Genomic DNA, 16,340 nt, shown 5'->3' with positions numbered 1-16,340 from the left:
CCCTATAATATCGTGTTTGATTTGATTATTTAGCCTGATTAGTTATCCTTAATAAATCCATCTAAACTGCAAGTGAGCAATATGGAATCTTTACGCAATTTTTTGAAAGGTTGGATGGGCAAAGCCTTGCTCGTTCTTTTTTTACTTCCTTTAGCCATCACGGGTTTTGAGTCAATTGTCCGTAGCGGAGATGACCCCAATGCTGTCGCCAAAGTTGCAGAGTTAAATATCGATAATGCTACCTTGCAAACCATGATTAACAATCGCCGCGAAACGTTGCTTGAGCAAGTGAATGGCGATGCAAGCCTACTTAATAGCGATAAATTACGTGAGCAGATGCTGCACAATTTGATTGACCGTTATTTGATTATCAACCAAGCCAACCAGCTTGGTTTTACTGTGTCCGATGCCACCATTACCCAAATGTTGATGGCAGAAAAAACCTTCCAAGACGCCAGCGGAAAATTTTCTAACGAGTTGTTTGCTAGCTATTTAACCAGTCGCGGCATGACCAAAGAACAATTATTTGATTCGGTCCGTCAAGACTTGTTGGTGACTGCCTTTAGCCGCGGTATCATTAATACAGGGATTTTTGCGCAAGGGAGTATTGATAAACTTATGTCAATGCAGTCTGAGTCGCGCCCTGTGCAAGTGCTGCGTTTGGACTGGCACAGCTTTGCGCCGCAGGTGCAAGTGACGCCGCAAGAGATTGCAAGTTATTATCAAAAAAATCAAGCGACACTTAAATCTAGTGAGATGGTGGATTTAACTTATCTAGAACTCAATAAAAATGCCCTGCCTGTTGCTGCCCCAACGGCTCAGGAATTGCAGCAACAGTATCAAACCTATTTGAAAAACAGCAACAACCAAACCGAATACGAATTGGCAATGATTTTGATGAATGGCGGTCAAGCACAAGCCACCTTAACCTCATTAAAAAGTAAGCTTGATGCCAATCAAGCGGATTTTGCGGCACTTGCCAAACAGTACTCGCAAGATGAAGGTAGTAAAAACGATGGCGGTAACATCGGTCCGATTACCCAATCGATGTTCCCCAATGATTATGACACCATCATGACCCAAATCAAGACTCTAAAAGTCGGTCAAGTCACCGGCCCCATCAAAACCAACTATGGCTATCATTTATTTAAATTGGTAAAAATCAATGGTCAAACCCCACCAACCATTGAAAGCTTGACGCCTGTGTTAACCCAACAAATTATGGCGCAAAAGCGCGAAGCCGCCTATCAAGATTTGATTGGTAAAATCAACAATGACGCAGTCGCTGGCGCTACTATCACCGAGCTTGCCAATCGCTATAAATTAACCGCCAAATCGATTAAAAACTACCCTAAAACCAATAACTCTTCCGCTCTCAATCAACCTGCTATTGTAGCGGCAGCATTTGAGCCACTCGCGCTGCAAGAAGGCAGTGTGTCAGTCGGCATAGATGTCTCTGATAAAGTGGTATGGTTACAATCAACCAATCACCGCACTAGCAAACTCATGACACAAGCAGAAGCTGAGCCGGTTATCAAAGCCAAGCTTATTGAAGAGAAAGCAAAAAGTTTAGCCGTGGCAGAGGCCAATGCCATCGCTGCCAAAGTCAAACAAGCCAATTCAATTGCGGCGGCGGGTGCACCATTCCAAGATTTGGGGATTGTGACTCGTCAAGATAGCAAACTCAGCGATGACGAGCGTGGTGTGGCATTTAGTCAACCTGCTGTGAACAATCAACTAGCGGTCATGACGCGGCCTACTGTATCGGGTGCGAGCGTGATTGTTGGTGGGGTTATTAGCAATGACAACGCGCAAATCACACCCGAAGTCAAACAACAAACTGCCCAAATCGTGCGCGAAAATATCGGTCAGTCTCAGTTTGAGGATTATTTAGCATACTTAAAATCCATCACTAAAGTCACGGTTAAACCGCAGACTGCTGCGCCATAATATGCTATGAATAAATATGCGCTGAATGAGTCAGCGCCTTGTTCTAGCAATAAAGAGTGTTTAGCGATACGTAGCGCCATCAAAAAAGGCTTACTAACCATGATTAGTAAGCCTTTTTTTATCGGTTGGTATTAATGATTTTCAGAGGCGTGATTGATGGTATATTTTGGAATTTCAATCGTCAAATCTTGATCTTCAATGATGACTTGGCAAGACAGTCTTGAATCTGGCTCTAGCCCCCAAGCACGATCTAGCAAATCAGCTTCGATATCGTCCATTTCCTCCAAGCTATTAAACCCTTTTCGCACGATAACATGGCAGGTAGTACAAGCTTTTGACATATCACAAGCATGCTCAATTTTCACGCCTTTTTCTAGCAAACCACGGCATAGATTATCGCCTTCATTGAGTTCAATCTCTGCGCCAGTAGGGCAAATTTGGTGATGCGGTAATACAGTAATTTTCGGCATAGCAATCTCTTAACGATTAATAGTCTTATGTATTTAAAATTAATTTGACCAATCCGCGGTTGAAGTGCCTTTCATGGTTTCATTGACCGCTTGGTTCATGATAAGTGCAGCAAAATCATCACTATGAACTTTTAGCTGCGCGCTCGCTGTTTCTAACTGGGCTTGTTCAGCACCATCAATCGCGTGTTGAACATCAGCCATCGAGGTTTGCAGCGTATTTTTCTGCGCATCGCTTAACAAAAAGCCAAATTCTGCAAGCGCGGATGCTAGCGCCAACAATTCTCGTTTTGCTTCTACCTGACTTTCAATCAAGCTGCGCTGCAGTCGATCTTGCATGGCAAAATCAAAGCCTGCTTTGAGCAGTTTTTCCTGCTCATCTTCTGACAACCCATAAGACGGCTTGACTTGAATTTGGCTTGCTTTGCCCGTTGTCAACTCTTTAGCCCAGACGGTTAACTGACCATTGGCATCAATTTGAAAAGTAACTTCGATACGCGCCAACCCTGCTTTCATCGCTGGAATGTCAGTCAGTTTAAACTGCCCTAACGAGCGATTGTCAGCCACCGTATCGCGTTCACCTTGTACCACATGGATAATCATACCATTTTGGTTATCTTGATAGGTTGTAAACACCTGTTTACGCGTTACAGGAATGGGCGTGTTACGCGGAATAATCACTTCGGTGAGACCGCCCATGGTCTCAAGCCCCAAGGATAAAGGCGTGACATCAAGCAGCAACACCGTATCTTGCTGTTGTCCGATTAATTGGCCAGCATATTTGGCTGCGCCTAACGCGACGACTTCATCGGGATTGATGCGTGACAGTGGCGGCTGATTAAACGTTTCTGCCACGATCTGCTGAATCAATGGCATTCGTGTCGAACCACCTACCAATACCACTTCATCAAGCTGGGACGTCTCAAGTCCAGCATCACGTAGCACTTGCTCACAAACCGCTAATGTACGGTCAGTCACAGGCTGGATGATTTGACGAAGATTGCTTTGGGTTAACACAATGTCAAAAGCTTGACCGCTAATTGAAAGCTTGGCAGTCACTTGCTCTACTTTTGACAACTGTTCTTTGAGGGTGCGAGCCTGTACGTTTAGCAGCTGTTTTTGATGGTTATCAATGTTTGATGGATGCAAGCCTGTTTGTTGAATGAGCCAATTAGCAATCAGGCGGTCAATATCATCGCCACCCAGTGCGCTATTACCGCCCGTTGCCAGCACTTCATACACGCCTTGATTGAGCTTTAACACCGATACGTCAAACGTGCCCCCACCCAAATCATAAATGAGATGATATGCTTCGTCTTGTGCTTGGTTGAGCCCATACGCCATCGCGGCAGCCGTCGGCTCGTTTAATAATCGAATCACATGAATGCCTGCCAATTTAGCCGCATCTTTAGTCGCTTGGCGCTGTGCTTCATCAAAATAAGCCGGCACCGTAATCACCGCACCCACAATACTATTGTCAGGTAACGCCAATTTTGCCCGATCATACAGATGTTTTAACAGGATACTTGATACTTCAACAGGGTTTTTGGCACCTTGTGGGGTTTGGATACTTGGCATCACATCGACATCGCCGACTAATTCGTAAGGATGATTGAACTTAATATCCTTGATGCTTCGACCCATAAACCGTTTGACCGAGCGTACAGTATGATTTGGTGCTTGTTCTGCCATGGCTTCAGCATGACTACCTACCAAAGTTTCTGGATTGCCATTGTCATCTAAGCCAAAATACACCACCGAGGGCAAAAGCTTTTGGCAATCGATACCTTTTACCTGATTGGCAAATGGACTGTCGTTATTATCATTGGTGTTATTGTCGTTAGATTGACATTCGCTAACTTTGTCGCCAATCACTTGTGGCTCACCTGAACGGACTACCGCTACCAGTGAACGCGTGGTTCCTAAATCAATTCCTAAAGCAAAACGATGCGCATGGGGCTTGGCACTTTGATTGGGTTCAGCGATTTGTAATAACGACATAAATTGGACCAATTAAAAAAAAGAAAAAATAATTTGAAAATAAAACCAGCTTAGTTTATATCTTTAGCTTAGTTTGTATCTTTATAGAAAGTCAAAACGGATGGTATTATAAATTAAAAATATGATAAACCAAATAAATTAACAAACGCTATGACAACTTACCCTTTAATCATGATTTACACGTAGAGATCGTCATCATTATCAAAATTCTGCTGGGCTAATTCATCGGTGGTTTTTGCTACATCTGCTTGCAGTTTAACCAAAAACTGCAGTTTTTGAATAATATCTATCGCCTGTTTCGTTAAGGCATCATCATTAGCCTCAGCTACAGTTGAATTATCAATTTTTTGGTAAACCTCGTCAAAAGCAAGTTGATAATTATTTAGCCATTCGGTAAGTTTTTTGCTAAGCAAGGTAATACTTTGGCTATCAGCATCGTCTAAATCGATGCGAAATGACATGGCATCGTCTAAAAAGTCCAAATCACGAATCGGCTGATTAATAGATTGTGAAATGCCTTTGAGTGCCAATAAATGTGACGCGCGAGAGTCGGGGTTTTTAAGCGTATTATAGGCTTCATTAATAATAGCAGACGCTTGCTCAGGCTTTAGTGCGGATAATTTGGCGATTGATTCACGCAAAAAACCATCCGTATTAGCAGATAGCGAAAGGTTTTGCTCAGCTACAGACGCATCAAGATTGTTGTCAGGATGGAACTTAGATTGAAGTTGGCGAAGGGTCTGCTGAAGTTTGGCGATATCAATTTGATATTGTTGGGGTACATTCATCAATTCAAAATAATTAACCATTTTCAACTTCCCCTACCGAGCCATCACTATACTGACAAAAAAAATATTAAAAACTAAACGGTGAAAGATTCACCACAGCCACACTCACCTTTTTGGTTTGGATTACTAAATTTAAAGCCTTCATTGAGACCTTCTTTGACAAAATCCATTTTCAAACCATTAAGATAAACTAAGCTTTTTGGATCGATAAATACACTAACCCCATTGCTTTCAAAACGTTGGTCGTTAGGGTCTGGCTCATCAACAAATTCCAGCACATAAGCTAAACCAGAACAACCTGCGGTACGGATACCTACACGGATACCTTCACCATGACCACGGTTTTGCAAAAAATCGCGTACATGTTCAGCTGCATCGTTTGATAATTCAATCACTTTACTACCCCATTTACTCATGTCAATCTGCAATCATTTAAATCTTTAGGCCAGTCACTTTGAGCGACTCACACACAGTCTTATTGAGGATAAATCAATAAGGCTATGACAATCGTGAAATCAATCAAGCTTCAGCTTTGGATTTATAATCTTCAATCGCTGCTTTAATGGCATCTTCTGCCAGCACTGAGCAGTGCACTTTAACAGGTGGCAATGCCAGCTCTTCAGCGATGTCTTTGTTTTTAATCGCGCTAGCTTCATCCAGAGTTTTGCCTTTAAGCCATTCTGTCACCAATGAGCTTGAGGCAATGGCTGAACCACAGCCATAGGTTTTAAAGCGCGCATCTTCAATGATACCGTTATCACCCACTTGGATTTGCAAGCGCATCACATCACCACAGGCTGGCGCGCCAACCATACCGGTACCGACATTTTTGGCATCTTTATCTAAGTTTCCCACATTACGTGGATTTTCATAATGGTCAAGCACTTTATCACTGTAGGCCATTTCATTTTCCTTTTGGCTGGTTACGTCAAACGTAACTGACTAATCTTTACTTATTAAATTAAATAAATTTTTAATACAAATTAATGTTCGTTCCATTCCACACTATTTAAATCAACGCCTTCTTGGTACATGTCCCAAAGCGGTGATAAAGCACGTAATTTTTCAACCGCGGTTCGCATCTCAGCAATTGCATGGTCAACATCTTCTTCGGTCGTATAGCGACCCAAACTAAAACGAATTGAGCTATGAGCAAGCTCATCTGACAATCCAAGCGCGCGTAATACGTAGGAAGGCTCAAGCGTCGCTGACGTACAAGCAGAACCCGATGACACGGCAAAATCTTTCAATGACATCATCAACGATTCGCCTTCTACAAAGTTAAAGCTGATGTTGACGATATTTGGAATACTGTGATTCATGTCACCATTCAGATAAATTTCATCAAGCTCTTTTAAGCCATCCCAAAGACGTTGACGCAGTTTTGTCAGTCTGGCTTCATCTTCTGCCATACGTTTGCCCGCAATGGCAAAGGCTTCACCCATTCCCACGATCTGATGCGTTGCCAAAGTACCTGAACGCATACCACGCTCATGACCGCCACCTTGCATTTGTGATTTTAGACGCACACGTGGTTTACGGCGAACATATAAAGCACCAATACCTTTGGGACCATAGATTTTATGCGCAGAAAAACTCATCAAATCAACTTTTAATTGTTCTAAATCAATCGGAGTTTTACCGGCTGCCTGCGCCGCATCAACATGAAAAATAATACCTTTTTCACGTGTGATTTCACCAATTGCCGCAACATCTGTTAAAGTGCCAAGTTCGTTGTTCACCATCATTAGGGTCACTAAAATAGTATCTTCACGAATAGCCTCTTTAACTTGGTCAACCGTGATCAGACCTGTCTTTGGCTGTGGGTCTAGATAGGTAATTTCAAAACCTTCTGTTTCTAATTCACGGCAGACGTCTAGCACGGCTTTATGTTCAATTTTACTGGTAATGATATGTTTGCCTTTACCGCTATAAAATTGCGCCGCACCTTTAATCGCCAAATTGTCTGACTCAGTAGCACCTGAAGTAAATACAATTTCACGTGAATCGGCGTTGATTAACTCCGCGATTTGCTCACGGGCAGTTTCAACCGCTTCTTCAGCTTGCCAACCAAACCCATGCGAACGTGAAGCAGGATTACCAAACACGCCATCAAAGGTCATGTATTTCATCATCTTTTGGGCGACTTGCTCATCAATTGGTGTGGTCGCGGCATAATCTAAATAGACTAATTTATTCATGCTAACAAATTCTCCCCAGAATTTTGTTTTAAGGTTTTGCTGTTATCAGCTAATGAATGATTGTTACTAATATTACTAACTTTAGTGGTGCTATGCTTTGCTCGTTGCGATACGGGTGCCTCTGTCATCGGATTTACCGCAGATTGCTCCTTATGCTGCATATCTTCAACCATCAAAATTTGACGCTCAGAAATTTCACGGATAATTTGACGGTTGATGAGCGTATCTAGTGTTACGGTGGACAAATAGTTTTCAATTTGCTCAGACAATCCATTCCATAAATCATGGGTTAAACACATGGCGCCGTCTTGGCAGTTGCCCTTACCTTCGCAAGCTCTGGCATCCACCGACTCATCAACCGCTGAAATAATGGTCATAATCGAGATTTCATTGATGGGTTTGGCAATATGGTAACCGCCTGATGCACCGCGAGTGCTCACCACCAACCCTTTTTTACGCAGCTTTGAAAACAACTGCTCAAGATAAGAAATAGAAATTTCTTGACGTTTTGCGATATCAGACAATGACACAGCCAATTCATGTTTTTGCTCTTGCAATGCCAAATCTAGCAGCGCTGTCACTGCATAGCGTCCTCGGGTTGTCAATCGCATAGTAGCCCCACTTAAGTTAAAAATTTAAATCCGTTCAAGCACAGTAAGCTGTGAAAACACGTTTTATGGTTGGTATGGCTATTATATGAAAATCCGAGTCTTTTAGTCAAGATTAATTCTTACTAAAACACTCGGATTTATTTATTTCTCAGATTTATTTACTCAATGATAAACGATTTTTTATCAAAGCAATTTTTTATCTTTTATCAAAGCAATATAGGGGGGAATGGGTGTTATTTTACCGCCCAACCAATTGCACAAATGATGAATAATACAAAAAATGCAATTGCCGCGCGTTTCATCCATTGATTTTTACTGTTTAATTCTAAAATTTGTGCTTCAAGCACTGTTTTTTGTAGATTTGCGGCGTTGACTTCGCTATTGAGTGCTTCGACTTGTTGCTTATAGTCAGCATCAGTTTTGATAGGTTTTTTGAGTTTTTGCTTGTCTTTATCGCCTTTGACTGCTTTTGTGATGACTTGTAATAGCTGATTGATACCAATTTGATGTAAAAAAGCCTTCACCTCTGCCATCTTTTGTGCTTCGCCGCGGATTTGTAGCTGCTCGATGGCTTTGGGCTGATTGGTAAATAAATTCTGTGCGATTTGCCAAGTAAAGCCATTGATGGTCACATCGACCTGCTGAGAAGGCTGTAATTGACTGTCTAACAAAATGCCGTTAACGGTAAAAGTCACATAGAAAGTGACGTTTGGAATATAAGCATGAATACGAACGACAGTATTGGTAGTGGCTAAAGGATAGACAACCTTACGAAGATCTGCATCAAAACGTAGCAACAGGGTCAGCAAGGTTTCAATAATCACTAATACCACATTGAGCGCTGTCGTGGCTATATTGCTTGGGGCATTGGTCGAAGTTTGAAAATTATCGTTCATTAAATTTCCACAAAATTAATCAAATATGGGTTTTGTAATTTGTCGATAGTGTAGCTTTAAAAGGGTGTTAATAACATTAATTATTGTAAGTCTGGTATAAAACACTGTCAGTCGCTGAGTATTGATTAAGGCGGGATTGATTTTTAGCCACTTTTACTCACTATAGCTGTATATATCAAGTTTTAGCAGTTTTTGTTGAAATAAAATGTTATCGTTTGGTGTGCCAACCGCTATATTTTGCAAAAACACGTTAATCAATGCTTAATTGCACAGAAATTATGATTAAACTGCTTGTGAAGCCGTTGGAGTTTACTTATAATCGAATCATAATTACTTATGCAACACTTGATACTCAAGGCTTTGAGCCTAATTACTTATCAAGTGTATGCTTTGTATATATAACGTTTATTTTCATCCCTAAAAATTTGAAGGATATTCTTATGAATAAGTCAGAATTAGTTGATAGCATTGCTAAAAAAAGCGGTCTTTCTAAAGCCCAATCAACTGAAGCATTAAATGCCTTTATCGCAACGATTGGCGAAGCGATGAAAGCCAATGATACCGTGTCACTGGTTGGCTTTGGTACGTTTAGTGTCAAAGAACGCCAAGCACGTACAGGTCGTAACCCACAGACTAAAGAAGAAATCCAAATCCCAGCAAGCAAAGTCCCAAGCTTTAAAGCAGGTAAAAGTTTAAAAGATATCGTTAACTAATTAACCCTTATCTCTTTATATGTAAAAAAGCGTATTTTTAATTAAATACGCTTTTTTATTGCCTATTATTTCCTTGCTAAGTATAAAAACTAAACTATAAAAACCGGGCAAAAACTTAAGTAAAAAACCACTATTTTTACACAGTGGTTTTTTATTTTATAAACTATAACCTATCTTGGCACCGTAATGATTTGACCCACTTTTAGCGACGCTGTTGGTGACAAGTTATTTAAACTAGCCAATTCTTTAGGGCTGATGCCAAAGCGTCCTGCCAAAGAAATTAAGCCTTCGCCTGCTTTAACTTTATAGGTTGTTGTGGTTTTCGGGATTTTGATGTTTTGACCAATCAATAACGACTCATTACCTTTTAAATTATTTAAGGCGGCAAGTTCGCTTTTGGAAACGCCATATTTTGCACTCAAGTTTGTCAGGCTATCACCAGATTTTACTTGGTAGCTTTGCGTATCACCACGGCTATATTTGCTTACTGGTTTTGACGCTGGCTTGTTATCATCCTCTGATTGGGTATCTTTGGCTGTTTTGGTCTCTTTTTTTGTTTCTTTTTTGCTCTCTGGTTTTGCAGAGTCCTGCTTGCTCATCGGTTCGCGGGTCGCTGTCACACTAGCCACCGTACCCAATCCTGCTTGAGGAATAACCAGTTTTTGCCCTTGAATTAAATTTGCCGTCGGTTTTAGATAATTGGCTTTGGCTAAAGCTGCTACCGTTAAATCAAAGTTATTGGCGACACTACCTAAACTATCACCTGGGCGTACTGTGTAGTTAATCGATTTGCCAGCTAGCGCATATTTGACCTTTTCAACTGTGACAGGCACGATGATGACTTGTCCTTTTTGCACACGATAATTGGTGTTAAAACCGTTGACATCGGCAATGTCTTTGGGCGATACGGACAGTCGATCAGCGATACCCGACAAGGTATCACCCGTCTGAACCGTATAACGACTTGATACCGGTTGCACTTCAGCTCTAGCAGGGGCAGGCTTTTGCGCTGCGGGCTGTGCCACTGGCGGCTCTGGCATTTTGTCTGGAATTAACCACAAGTTTTGGTTGGTACGCACTTGATAAGTGACTGGTAAATTATTGAATTTTGCTAACTCACTGACATTTAGATCAAACTTGTCGGCGATGTCTGTCAAGGTATCCCCCGCTTGCACGATATAGCTATTGGCTTTACGTTTTGGCGATTCTGCTACTTTGGGTTCGATAGGCTTGGCGTTGTATAAGTAAAGTGTTGAACCTGCTAGCAAGGCAGCATTTGGGTCAATTTGGTTCCATTCAGCGATATCTCGCCAATTTACACCCATGCGACTGGCGATATTTGCCAAGGTGTCGCCAGCTTTGACTTGATAGATGCTGCGTGTGCCGCTCGGACGTTTTTTGGCAGCTTGCTTGCTAACTGTGACAGCTTTGCTTTCACTGGTGGTATTGGATTTGCTCGTGGTCGCTTGCGCCGTGTTTGGGGCTTTGCCATTTAAGCTCGACGCTTGGGTAATTTTGACCTCTTTTGGCAACACCACTGGCGGTTCTTCGTAACTGAGTTTTTTGGTCTCGCCTTTGGCTTCTAGCACAGATTGCTGAGTCTGAATAGCATTGAGCTTGATATTACCATCGGTAGGGTTAATCGCTTGCTCTACTTGTGGTGCGGTTTTTTCAATTTCTTTAGCAATCAAGTTACGCTCTTGATTGGATAAAGGCGGCTCTTGCACCACGGTGTTGTTGGCAGTAACAACGGCTGAAGTGGTTGGTAATGTATTGGTAGACTGCATTTCAGCGGTCACTATTTTTTGCTCAGTGGCGGTAATCGGTGGTTCTTTGATTACTGTATTGCGGCTTTGGATGCTTGGTGTACTAGGAATGGGGGCGATATAAGTCGTGGTTTGGTTTTTAACCATACTAGTTGCCATCGCCGCCAAATCGCTGCTAGAGGATGGCAAGTTAACTGTTTCTTTTTTGCTATAGGCTTGTTTGGCGGCACTGAGTGAATCACCCTGACTTGTGGTTGTATTTCGGGTTTGGTTGCCAGAGTTTGTGGTCGGTGTGTTATAAGTCGGTGTAACAGTTTTAGGCGTGACATAGCTATTGTTTGCCAAATAACCTTGTTGACTCATATAACCATTACCGCGTAATTGGGTGATTTTACGGTCAATTGATTGATTGAGATCATTGGGAATCAGAACACGGCTTGGGCCTGACATATCTACCGTACCTGCAATTAACGCAGGATTTAGGGCGCGCAGTTCATCGTAGCTTACGCCTGTCAGGCTGCTAATTTCGTGCAAGCTCACGCCAACATTGGCAGGGACACTTCTAAAATGCTGACGGTTCGCAATTGCGGGTAAATACACATTGTAGGTACTCGGATTTTTGACGATTTGCGCCACAGCCAAAAACCGAGGGACATAGTTCATCGTTTCAGTGGGTAATTTGAGCGACCAATAATCCGTTGGTAGACCACGTGCTGCATTATAATTAATCGCGGATTGGACACGGCCTGGACCGGCATTGTACGCTGCCAATGCCAACTCCCAACTCCCAAATTGGTTATACAAGGCGGTCAAAAAGTCATAAGCGGCACGGGTTGACTCAATCACATCACGGCGACCATCAAAGGTGCTGGTTTGATTCAACCCATAAATACGACCTGTACTTGGAATAAACTGCCATAACCCTGCCGCAGATGCGTTACTATTGGCATTGGGGTCATAAGAGCTTTCAATCACAGGCAATAATGCCAGTTCCGTTGGAATGTTGCGACGCTCAGCTTCGCGTACTGTGTAGTATAAATAGCGGCTAGCACGCGCTGTTAAGCGGTTTAGATAGTCTTGGCGGCTAATAAACCAACTTTTTTGCGCTTCAATACGCGGATCGTACACATTGGAGTTCATACGAAAATTGACGCGCAGTCTATCCCATAGATTACCGTAGCGCTGAACCAACAAAGCGTTATTCTCTACCATGCTCATGTCGGTGGCTTCAAGCAGGCCTTCCAGTTCATCCAAACTATCCATATCCAGTAGCGCCGCATTTTCTTGCGCGCTACGCACCGTGCTTTTGCTGTGACTGGATGATCCAATCATAGGTTTACCGGCTGGACTGGTGGTGCTGGTGGTTGGCGCACTGCTACAGGCTGCCAAAATAATAGAGGAAATAGCTAAACTTAACGGTTTGATAGTTTTTTTTGATGAATGGCTTATCGAAAGCAACATGATGATTCCTAGCTCTTTTTTGCAATTTAGATGTAGGACATATACCCATCCCATAGCGTAACACTATGAAAGAATATAAGCTAAAATTTGACATTATAAATAAAAAAACGGCTGTGATTTCAAGCCCGTGAAATTAAATATTGGCTGAAATTATACTAGAATCCATAAAAAAAGTGGCACAAAACTTTTGCACCACCCTGTTTAACACCACTTTTAATACCACTAAATTAGTGCTTTTCAATCACAAGTTGGCTAATCGCCCTAGACAATAACACCGAGTTACCGCTTTCAGCAAAGGTAATACGTGAAGTTGTTACTAAACGTGTCGTCAGGTTATTTTCGACGATGACTTCTGTGGTTATGGCATCTGCTTTGGCATGGTTACCGCTAAATACCACATTATTTAATTGTATATCATAGCCATATTGCGTTGCTTTTGACCAGTTGTTTTGCAAGAGGTTTAAATAATTGCTTTTATTTAAGGTGGTGGTTTTTCTTTTACGCGACACAGATATCAAGGCATCATCTGCTACTAGGTTTGCAACGCGCGAAATACTTTTGGCATTTGCTGCAGCCGCCATCGCAGTACCGTAATTGTCGATATCACGCTGGGTGATTTCAGCGTTTGCCAGCGTTGGGACGGTTAACGAAGTCGCGATGACTAGACCTAGCCATAGTTTTGACTTTACTTGCTTTCGGATTTTATCAATCGGTTGAAAATTTAACGTGATACTCATGAGATTTTCCTTCAATTGGTAACACCCAATTGTTTGACCCTAAAAGAAATAATTTGTTACAACTAAGCATAGCATAACCATTAATTTTATTGTTACGTCATTGTTAATTATCAAGCATAAAATAGTGAATAACCCCGATAAAAATTTTTGAACTTATTATCCAAAACTATCCAAAATCGCTGGATTGCCAAATCAATCATCGTTTTTACAGCACTGAATTATTTCAGCAAACAAGGGTTAATCATTTATTAATTTGGCTAAATCGGTTATCATTACAGGTTGTTTTTATCACCATTTTATGACTAAATCTCAATTGAAGGGTATTTCAACTATGCTACTTACCGCTATTTTAGCATTTATTCAATCTGCCCATGCGGAAGGTGCGGCGGCAGCGCCTACTGGAACGGGTGCTTCCACCATCATGCAAATGCTATTGCCATTGGCTTTTTTTGCTATTTTTTACTTCATTATTATCCGACCACAAAGCCGTCGTAACAAAGAGCATCGTCAAATGATTGATGCCATTAAGGAAGGCAATGAAGTGGTATTTGCCGGTGGCTTGATGGGGAAAATCAAAAAGCTTCAAGGTGAATATGCGGTTGTGGCATTAAACACTACCCAAGAGGTGATGGTGCAACGTGCCTCGATCATTTCGGTATTGCCTGTGGGTACCATTGATAGTCTTAAATAATTGCCGATGCAGCTCACCTGTCAGGTTGGCGACCTAGCATTCTGTTAAGTTGCCAACTGGCTATTATGATATTGTACTGCCTTGTTGATCGCGGTTAATAGCCCTAGTAGAACAACTAGTTACCTAAAAAAATCAAGTTTAAGAAGTCAAGATTATGCACTACCCTGCTTGGAAATACTTTTTAATCGGCATTGTGCTGCTACTGAGCACCCTGTATGCCCTACCAAACCTTTATCCAGACAAGCCCGCCGTTCAGATCACGGGGGCTTCCGCTAGTACCACATTGACCAATGATGTGTTAAAACAAGCGGAAACCATCCTAAATGCCGCCAATATCCCAACCAAAAACAACAGTTTTGATGGTAAATCAGCTTTGTTAAAAATTGGTGATGAGTCGACTGAAACGCAGCTTAAAGCGCAACAAGTGCTAAAAGAAAAGCTTGGCGACAATTACGTTGTGGCACTGAACTTGGCACAAACCACGCCAGCATGGCTACGTAATATTGGCGGCAATCCTATTAAATTAGGCTTGGACTTGCGGGGTGGTGTACGGTTTGTACTAGAAGTCGATATGAGCAAAACCGTCTCTCAGCGTTTGGAAAACTTAACTCGAGATATCCGTACAGAGCTACGCAACCAAAAAATTGCCGTGACCAATTTACAAGCAGGGCAAAATAATCTGACTTTAAACTTTGTCGATAATGCCGCGCGTGATCAAGCCATTAATGTGTTACGTAGTCGCTTTGGGACAAATTACGAATTACAACCGCTCATCAATGCGGGGGGTCCAGCGATTAACATGACCTTGACCCAGTCGACGATTTCACAAATCTCTCAAGATGCGGTCACCCAAAACTTGACGACTTTACGAAACCGTATTAATGAGCTAGGCGTGGCTGAAGCCGTGGTGCAATCCCAAGGTGCCAACCGTATTGTGGTGGAATTACCCGGGGTACAAGATACCGCAGAAGCCAAACGGGTCATTGGTCGTACTGCCAATCTAGAATTTCGTATGGTGTCTGACCAAAACAATACTTTCCAAGCCAATCCATCTGGGGTATTGCCTGCAGGCACTGAAGCCTATTCATTTGGTGAAGTCGATAGCCCACAAAAAACCTTATTGGAACGTCAAGCTGTGGTCACCGGTCGAAACGTACAGGATGCCCAAGCAGGGATGGATCAAAATGGTCGCCCCCAAGTGAATATCACGCTGGATAACGCGGGTGGTCGTTTGATGCAAAACACCACAGCAAAATCAGTGGGCAAACAAATGGCGGTGCTGTTTATTGAAAATAAGCAGCGTGTCACCTTCCAGCCAGACCCAGTGACGGGTCAAAATAAAGAAGTAAGAACACCTTACGCAGAAAGCCATATTATCAATCAAGCGACCATTCAAGGCGTCTTTGGCTCAACTTTCCAAATCACGGGCTTAGATAGTAATGCAGAAGCCTCAGAGCTGGCTTTGTTACTTCGTGCAGGTGCGCTAGCGGCGCCCATGTATTTTGTTGAAGAACGTACTATTGGTCCATCATTGGGACAAGATAACATCCAAAAAGGTATGTTCTCTACCCAAGTCGGCTACTTACTCGTGTTCTTATTTATGATTATTTTTTATCGTTTATTTGGTTTGATTGCCAATATTGCGTTAATTTTTAACTTAATGATGATTTTAGCCATCATGTCATTGATTGGTTCTGCCCTGACATTGCCGGGTATCGCAGGTATCGTGTTAACCATCGGGATGGCGGTGGATGCCAACGTGCTGATATTTGAACGCATCCGCGAAGAGCTTGCCAACGGCGCCAGACCTAAATCTGCGATTGTGGCGGGTTTTAACCGCGCATTTACCAGTATTTTTGATGCGCAGCTAACTACCTTGATTGTCGCATTTATTTTATTTGCGATTGGTACAGGTCCGATTAAAGGTTTTGCTGTCACCTTAGCCATTGGTATTGCCAGCTCTATCTTCACCTCAGTGACCGTCACGCGTGCACTGGTACAGTTAGCTTATGGCTACCGCAAAACTGTCAAACGCCTAAGTATTGGTTAAGGAGCGAA

The 16,340-nt window shown here is 42.3% G+C and carries 13 protein-coding genes and 1 pseudogene; 4 read left to right on the top strand and 10 right to left on the bottom strand.

The window, feature by feature from the left end; translation table 11 throughout:
* The first annotated feature begins 81 nt into the window (after positions 1-81).
* Positions 82-1,950 carry a SurA N-terminal domain-containing protein gene (locus RTS09_RS01620; RefSeq protein ID WP_312533626.1) on the top strand — a complete coding sequence of 623 codons (1,869 nt, stop codon included), beginning with the start codon at positions 82-84 and terminating at the stop codon, positions 1,948-1,950.
* Between the two features lie 131 nt (positions 1,951-2,081).
* Here the strand turns inward: RTS09_RS01620 and fdx are convergent, their stop codons facing one another.
* The 8 genes and pseudogenes from fdx to RTS09_RS01580 form a co-directional block, all read right to left on the bottom strand.
* A complete protein-coding gene (gene fdx, locus RTS09_RS01615; RefSeq protein WP_036597564.1) occupies positions 2,082-2,420 on the bottom strand; it encodes an ISC system 2Fe-2S type ferredoxin in 339 nt (112 codons plus the stop codon).
* Positions 2,421-2,459: 39 nt separating this feature from the next.
* The gene (gene hscA, locus RTS09_RS01610) at positions 2,460-4,418 is read right to left on the bottom strand and encodes a Fe-S protein assembly chaperone HscA (protein ID WP_312533624.1); all 1,959 of its coding nucleotides are present in this window, start codon (positions 4,416-4,418) and stop codon (positions 2,460-2,462) included.
* Positions 4,419-4,594: 176 nt separating this feature from the next.
* A complete protein-coding gene (locus RTS09_RS01605) occupies positions 4,595-5,227 on the bottom strand; it encodes a Fe-S protein assembly co-chaperone HscB (RefSeq protein ID WP_312533622.1) in 633 nt (210 codons plus the stop codon).
* 53 nt (positions 5,228-5,280) lie between these two features.
* Positions 5,281-5,622 carry an iron-sulfur cluster assembly protein IscA gene (gene iscA / locus RTS09_RS01600; RefSeq protein WP_219332926.1) on the bottom strand — a complete coding sequence of 114 codons (342 nt, stop codon included), beginning with the start codon at positions 5,620-5,622 and terminating at the stop codon, positions 5,281-5,283.
* Positions 5,623-5,725: 103 nt separating this feature from the next.
* Positions 5,726-6,109: a Fe-S cluster assembly scaffold IscU gene (gene iscU, locus RTS09_RS01595; RefSeq protein ID WP_007116687.1), complete on the bottom strand. Its 384-nt coding sequence runs from the start codon at positions 6,107-6,109 to the stop codon at positions 5,726-5,728.
* Between the two features lie 80 nt (positions 6,110-6,189).
* Positions 6,190-7,407: an IscS subfamily cysteine desulfurase gene (locus tag RTS09_RS01590; protein WP_312533615.1), complete on the bottom strand. Its 1,218-nt coding sequence runs from the start codon at positions 7,405-7,407 to the stop codon at positions 6,190-6,192.
* A 179-nt stretch (positions 7,408-7,586) separates the two neighbouring features.
* Positions 7,587-8,018: pseudogene (locus RTS09_RS01585) on the bottom strand (Rrf2 family transcriptional regulator); the annotation flags it as partial.
* A gap of 233 nt (positions 8,019-8,251) precedes the next feature.
* Positions 8,252-8,914 (bottom strand): hypothetical protein, encoded by a 663-nt coding sequence (locus RTS09_RS01580; RefSeq protein ID WP_312533613.1) that lies wholly within the window; start codon positions 8,912-8,914, stop codon positions 8,252-8,254.
* A 440-nt stretch (positions 8,915-9,354) separates the two neighbouring features.
* Between RTS09_RS01580 and RTS09_RS01575 the strand changes: the two genes are divergently transcribed.
* Complete coding sequence (locus RTS09_RS01575) at positions 9,355-9,627, top strand: HU family DNA-binding protein (protein WP_099808014.1); 273 nt, start codon at positions 9,355-9,357, stop codon at positions 9,625-9,627.
* A 170-nt stretch (positions 9,628-9,797) separates the two neighbouring features.
* Here the strand turns inward: RTS09_RS01575 and RTS09_RS01570 are convergent, their stop codons facing one another.
* Both RTS09_RS01570 and RTS09_RS01565 read right to left on the bottom strand, forming a co-directional pair.
* Positions 9,798-12,854, bottom strand: a complete 3,057-nt coding sequence (locus RTS09_RS01570; protein WP_312533611.1) for a lytic transglycosylase — start codon at positions 12,852-12,854, stop codon at positions 9,798-9,800.
* 227 nt (positions 12,855-13,081) lie between these two features.
* A complete protein-coding gene (locus RTS09_RS01565; protein ID WP_007116693.1) occupies positions 13,082-13,591 on the bottom strand; it encodes a hypothetical protein in 510 nt (169 codons plus the stop codon).
* A 346-nt stretch (positions 13,592-13,937) separates the two neighbouring features.
* Between RTS09_RS01565 and yajC the strand changes: the two genes are divergently transcribed.
* Positions 13,938-14,282 (top strand): preprotein translocase subunit YajC, encoded by a 345-nt coding sequence (gene yajC, locus RTS09_RS01560; RefSeq protein WP_081454568.1) that lies wholly within the window; start codon positions 13,938-13,940, stop codon positions 14,280-14,282.
* A 154-nt stretch (positions 14,283-14,436) separates the two neighbouring features.
* The gene (gene secD, locus RTS09_RS01555) at positions 14,437-16,332 is read left to right on the top strand and encodes a protein translocase subunit SecD (protein WP_060995021.1); all 1,896 of its coding nucleotides are present in this window, start codon (positions 14,437-14,439) and stop codon (positions 16,330-16,332) included.
* Positions 16,333-16,340: the final 8 nt, after the last annotated feature.

The sequence above is a fragment of the Moraxella sp. CTOTU47618 genome (assembly GCF_032017425.1).
Taxonomy (GTDB): Bacteria; Pseudomonadota; Gammaproteobacteria; order Pseudomonadales; family Moraxellaceae; genus Faucicola; species Faucicola tetraodonis.
This window is presented reverse-complemented; position numbering and strand designations above follow the sequence as displayed.

Bases quoted from the DNA above. Each gene is read 5' to 3' on its own strand.
- RTS09_RS01620 (WP_312533626.1), top strand. From the start codon at position 82: ATGGAATCTTTACGCAATTTTTTGAAAGGTTGGATGGGCAAAGCCTTG.
- fdx (WP_036597564.1), bottom strand. From the start codon at position 2,420: ATGCCGAAAATTACTGTATTACCGCATCACCAAATTTGCCCTACTGGC.
- hscA (WP_312533624.1), bottom strand. From the start codon at position 4,418: ATGTCGTTATTACAAATCGCTGAACCCAATCAAAGTGCCAAGCCCCAT.
- RTS09_RS01605 (WP_312533622.1), bottom strand. From the start codon at position 5,227: ATGGTTAATTATTTTGAATTGATGAATGTACCCCAACAATATCAAATT.
- iscA (WP_219332926.1), bottom strand. From the start codon at position 5,622: ATGAGTAAATGGGGTAGTAAAGTGATTGAATTATCAAACGATGCAGCT.
- iscU (WP_007116687.1), bottom strand. From the start codon at position 6,109: ATGGCCTACAGTGATAAAGTGCTTGACCATTATGAAAATCCACGTAAT.
- RTS09_RS01590 (WP_312533615.1), bottom strand. From the start codon at position 7,407: ATGAATAAATTAGTCTATTTAGATTATGCCGCGACCACACCAATTGAT.
- RTS09_RS01580 (WP_312533613.1), bottom strand. From the start codon at position 8,914: ATGAACGATAATTTTCAAACTTCGACCAATGCCCCAAGCAATATAGCC.
- RTS09_RS01575 (WP_099808014.1), top strand. From the start codon at position 9,355: ATGAATAAGTCAGAATTAGTTGATAGCATTGCTAAAAAAAGCGGTCTT.
- RTS09_RS01570 (WP_312533611.1), bottom strand. From the start codon at position 12,854: ATGTTGCTTTCGATAAGCCATTCATCAAAAAAAACTATCAAACCGTTA.
- RTS09_RS01565 (WP_007116693.1), bottom strand. From the start codon at position 13,591: ATGAGTATCACGTTAAATTTTCAACCGATTGATAAAATCCGAAAGCAA.
- secD (WP_060995021.1), top strand. From the start codon at position 14,437: ATGCACTACCCTGCTTGGAAATACTTTTTAATCGGCATTGTGCTGCTA.